The sequence below is a fragment of the Rhizobacter sp. genome (genome assembly GCF_031412495.1).
Lineage (GTDB): Bacteria > Pseudomonadota > Gammaproteobacteria > Burkholderiales > Burkholderiaceae_C > Schlegelella_A.
The window spans coordinates 1-4,779 of record NZ_JANODC010000361.1; the positions used below are offsets into that span (position 1 = coordinate 1).

The window sequence follows — 4,779 nt, forward strand, 5'->3', positions numbered from 1 at the left end:
CCGAGGCCGCCGCGCTGTCGGCCGCCGCGGCCGCTGCGGCCGCCGCGAGTGCTCCCAAGACCAAGGGCGGCAAGACCGCCAAGGGTGCGAAGGCTGCCGAGCCGGTCGCGCCGCCCGTCGTCGCCGCGCCGGCTCCGGCCCCCGCGGTCGAGCCGCCGAAGCCGCAACTGCGCGTCATCAAGGCGGCCGACGTGGTCGACGAGGACAAGCAGCGCGCCGCCGATCTGGCCAAGCGCCGCAAGGCGGCCGAGGACGAAGCCTCGGCGATCCGCGCGATGATGAACAAGCCCAAGGGCGTTCTCGTCGCGAAGAAGCCCGAGGAACCCAAGCCCGCGGTGGTCGAGATCAAGGGCACCATCCACAAGAAGGTCGGCGCTCCCGGCGCACCCGGCGCGACCGCGGCCAAGCCGGGCGACAAGAAATCGGTCAAGTCCGAAAAGCTCTCGTCGAGCTGGGCCGACGATGCGAAGAAGCGCGGTCTGGCCAAGGGCCGCACCGGCGCGCCGGCGGGCGCCGGCCGTCCGGGCTGGCGCGCACCGCGGGCCGGGCGCCGCGGCGACCGCAACGACGGGGCGCCAAGCAGCTTCGTCGTGCCGTCCGAGTTCCAGGCCCAGGAAGTGCACATCCCCGAGACGATCAGCGTCGCCGACCTGGCGCACAAGATGTCGGTCAAGGCCTCCGAGGTCATCAAGCAACTGATGAAGCTGGGCCAGATGGTCACGATCAACCAGCAGCTCGACCAGGAGACGGCGATGATCGTCGTCGAGGAGATGGGCCACACCGCGTTCAGCGCCAAGCTCGACGACCCCGAGGCCTTCCTCGAGGAGACCGAGGTGGAGGGCGAGCACGAGTCGCACTCGCGCGCGCCGGTGGTCACGGTCATGGGTCACGTCGACCACGGCAAGACTTCGCTGCTCGACTACATCCGGACCAGCCGCGTCGCCGCCGGCGAGGCAGGCGGCATCACCCAGCACATCGGCGCCTACCACGTCGACACGCCGCGCGGGATGATCACCTTCCTCGACACCCCGGGCCACGCCGCGTTCACCGCGATGCGGGCCCGCGGCGCCAAGGCGACGGACATCGTGATCCTGGTCGTCGCCGCCGACGACGGCGTCATGCCGCAGACCAAGGAAGCCATTGCCCACGCGAAGGCGGCCAAGGTGCCCATCGTCGTGGCCATGAACAAGATCGACAAGCCCGAGGCCAACGTCGAGCGGCTGAAGTCGGAACTGGTCGCCGAGCAGGTCGTGCCGGAAGACTTCGGCGGCGACTCTCCGTTCGTGGCCGTGTCGGCCAAGACCGGGCAGGGCATCGACACCCTGCTCGAGCAGGTGCTGCTCCAGGCCGAGGTGCTCGAGCTGAAGGCGCCGAAGGACGCGATGGCCAAGGGCCTCGTCATCGAGGCCCAGCTCGACAAGGGCCGCGGCCCGGTCGCGACCGTGCTTGTGCAGAGCGGCACGCTCAAGCGCGGCGACGTCGTCCTCGCCGGCTCGAGCTTCGGCCGGGTCCGGGCGATGCTCGACGAGAACGGCAAGCCGGTCAACGAGGCCGGCCCGTCGATCCCGGTCGAGATCCAGGGCCTGACCGAAGTGCCGCAGGCCGGCGACGAGTTCATGGTCCTCGGCGACGAGCGCCGGGCGCGCGAGATCGCCACCTTCCGTCAGGGCAAGTACCGCGACGTGAAGCTGGCGCGCCGCCAGGCCGCGAACCTCGAGAACATGATGGACCAGATGGGGCAGAACGCGAAGCAGACGCTGGCCCTCATCGTCAAGGCCGACGTGCAGGGCTCGAAGGAGGCGCTGGCGCAGTCGCTGCTGAAGCTGTCGACCGACGAGGTCAAGGTGCAGATCGTGCACGCGGCGGTGGGCGGGATCAGCGAGAGCGACATCAACCTCGCCATCGCCTCGAAGGCCGTGATCATCGGCTTCAACGTCCGCGCCGATGCGGGATCGAGAAAGCTTGCCGAGAACAACGGCGTCGACATCCGCTACTACAACATCATCTACGACGCGGTCGACGAGATCAAGGCGGCGATGACCGGGATGCTGGCACCGGAGCAGCGCGAAGAGACCATCGGCACAGCCGAGATCCGCACCGTGTTCGTGGCCTCGAAGATCGGCACGGTGGCCGGCTCGATGGTCACGGCGGGCCTGGTCCGACGTGGCGCGCGCTTCCGCCTGCTGCGCGAGAACGTGGTCGTCTACACCGGCGAGGTCGAATCGGTGCGCCGCATCAAGGACGACGTTCGCGAGGTGGCGGCCGGCTTCGAGTGCGGCATCAAGCTCAAGAACTACAACGACATCAAGGAAGGCGACCAGCTCGAGTTCTTCGAGGTCAAGGAAATCGCCCGAACCTTGTAAAGGGCCCCGGCTTCACCTGAACCCCGCCCTCCACAAGTCGGCGGGGTTCTTGTTTGCGGCGAGGCGAAGGAGTGTCCATGCGACAGAAGAGATCGATCCCGAATCGCGGGTTCCGTGTTGCCGACCAGATCCAGCGCGACGTGGCGGGGCTGATCCGCGAGCTGAAGGACCCGCGCATCGGCATGGTGACCATCCACGCCGTCGAGGTGACGGCGGACTACGCCCACGCGACGGTGTTCTTCTCGGTGCTGATCGGCGACGTCGTCGAGTGCGAGACCGCGCTGAACGAGGCCGCCGGCTTCATCCGCAACGCGTTGTTCAAGAAGCTGCAGATCCACACCGTCCCGACCCTGCACTTCAAGTTCGATCGCACCACCGAGCGTGCCGCCGAACTGACCGCCCTGATCGCCAAGGCCAACTCGACCCGCGCCAGGGAGGACTGACGGCATGGATCGCGCGGGAACCGTTCAACGCACGAAGGTCGCGCGCCGCGCCGTGCACGGCGTGCTCCTGCTCGACAAGGACGTCGGCCTGACCAGCAACGCCGCCCTGCAGCGCGCGAAGCGGCTTTATCGCGCCGAGAAGGCCGGCCACACCGGCACGCTGGACCCGCTCGCGAGCGGGCTGCTGCCGCTCTGCTTCGGCGCCGCGACCAAGTTCGCGCAGCTGAGCCTCGACGCGGACAAACGCTATCTCGCGACGCTGCAGCTCGGTGCGACCACCACGACCGGCGACGCGGAAGGCGAGATCCTCGCGGTGCGGCCGGTACACGTCGGACGGGACGATGTCGAGGCCGCCTGCCGGGCCTTCGTCGGCGCCATCCTGCAGGTGCCGCCGATGCATTCGGCGCTGAAGCGCGACGGCAGGCCGCTGTACGAGTACGCACGCGCCGGCATCGCGGTCGAGAGGGAGCCGCGAGGCGTCACCATCCGTTCGATTGCCGTCGTCGAGGGCTCCGGCGACCGCTGGACGATCGACGTCGCCTGCAGCAAGGGCACCTATGTCCGCACGCTGGCCGAGGACATCGGCGCGGCGCTCGGCTGCGGCGCGCACCTGGCCGCGCTCCGGCGGACGCAGAGCGGGCAGCTGTCCATCGACCGCGCGCTGACCCTCGACGAGCTCGAGCGCCTCGACGAGCGCTCCCTCGACGCGGCGCTGCTGCCGCCGGACGCGCTCGTCGCCGACTGGCCGCGCGTCCAGCTCGCGCTCGACGATGCCGGCCGCTACCTCTCGGGCGTGCGCAGGCGGCTGCCGCTTGCCGACGCACCGCAGGTTCGCGTCTACGGCCCGGAGCCGGGCGCGTTCCTGGGCACCGGCCACGTCGCCGCCGGCGAGCTCATCGCCTCGCGCCTGCTCAGCCCCCTCGAAGTCGGCGGCCTCATCGCCGCCCACCGATCCGTTCCCGAAAGACAGAGTCCATGACCCGCCAGATCAGAAACATCGCCATCATCGCCCACGTCGACCACGGCAAGACAACGCTCGTCGACCAGCTCCTGCGCCAGAGCGGCACCTTCCGCGCCAACGAGAAGGTCACCGAGCGGATCATGGATTCGAACGACCTCGAGAAGGAGCGCGGCATCACGATCCTGGCCAAGAACTGCGCCGTCGAGTGGAAGGGAACGCACGTCAACATCGTCGACACGCCGGGCCACGCCGACTTCGGCGGCGAGGTCGAGCGGGTGCTGTCCATGGTCGACAGCGTGCTGCTGCTCATCGACGCGGTCGAAGGCCCGATGCCGCAGACCCGCTTCGTCACCCGCAAGGCGCTGGCGCTCGGCTTGAAGCCGATCGTCGTCGTCAACAAGGTCGACCGGCCCGGTGCGCGCGAGGACTACGCCGTCAACGCCACGTTCGACCTGTTCGACAAGCTGGGCGCGACCGAGGCGCAGCTCGACTTCCCGGTCATCTACGCGTCGGGGCTGAACGGCTGGGCGACGCTCACCAAGGGCGACACCGGCACCGACCTGGCCCCGCTCTTCGACGCCATCCTCGAGCACGTTCCGGCGCACGAGGGCTCGCCCGACGACCCGCTGCAGCTGCAGATCTGCTCGCTCGACTACTCGACCTACGTCGGACGGATCGGCATCGGCCGCGTCAACCAGGGCACCCTCAAGCCGATGCAGGACGTGGCCCTGTACTCGGGCCCGGACTCGGCGCCGATCAAGGCGCGCGTCAACCAGGTGCTCAAGTTCGAGGGCCTCGAGCGCCAGCAGGCCACCGAGGCCGGGCCGGGCGACATCGTCCTGATCAACGGCATCGAAGGCATCACCATCGGCGTGACGCTCACCGACCTCGAGCGGCCGCTGCCGCTGCCGATGCTGCAGGTCGACGAGCCGACCCTGACGATGAACTTCTGCGTCAACAACTCGCCGCTGGCCGGACGCGAAGGCAAGTTCGTGACCAGCCGGCAGATCCG

4 protein-coding genes are annotated in these 4,779 nt (G+C 69.2%); all 4 read left to right on the top strand.

Features of this window, described 5'->3' with window-relative positions; all coding sequences use genetic code 11:
* Positions 1–2,363 (top strand): translation initiation factor IF-2 (gene infB / locus AC30N0_RS13240; RefSeq protein WP_489518377.1); only part of this gene is annotated, 2,363 nt, incomplete at its 5' end.
* A gap of 77 nt (positions 2,364–2,440) precedes the next feature.
* Positions 2,441–2,806, top strand: a complete 366-nt coding sequence (gene rbfA, locus AC30N0_RS13245) for a 30S ribosome-binding factor RbfA (RefSeq protein WP_489518378.1) — start codon at positions 2,441–2,443, stop codon at positions 2,804–2,806.
* Positions 2,807–2,810: 4 nt separating this feature from the next.
* Positions 2,811–3,785, top strand: a complete 975-nt coding sequence (gene truB / locus AC30N0_RS13250) for a tRNA pseudouridine(55) synthase TruB (protein WP_489518379.1) — start codon at positions 2,811–2,813, stop codon at positions 3,783–3,785.
* Positions 3,782–4,779, top strand: a 998-nt coding sequence (locus AC30N0_RS13255) for a GTP-binding protein (RefSeq protein WP_489518380.1), incomplete at its 3' end; no start/stop codon positions are given. The genes truB and AC30N0_RS13255, both read left to right, overlap by 4 nt.

Bases quoted from the DNA above. Each gene is read 5' to 3' on its own strand.
- rbfA (WP_489518378.1), top strand. From the start codon at position 2,441: ATGCGACAGAAGAGATCGATCCCGAATCGCGGGTTCCGTGTTGCCGAC.
- truB (WP_489518379.1), top strand. From the start codon at position 2,811: ATGGATCGCGCGGGAACCGTTCAACGCACGAAGGTCGCGCGCCGCGCC.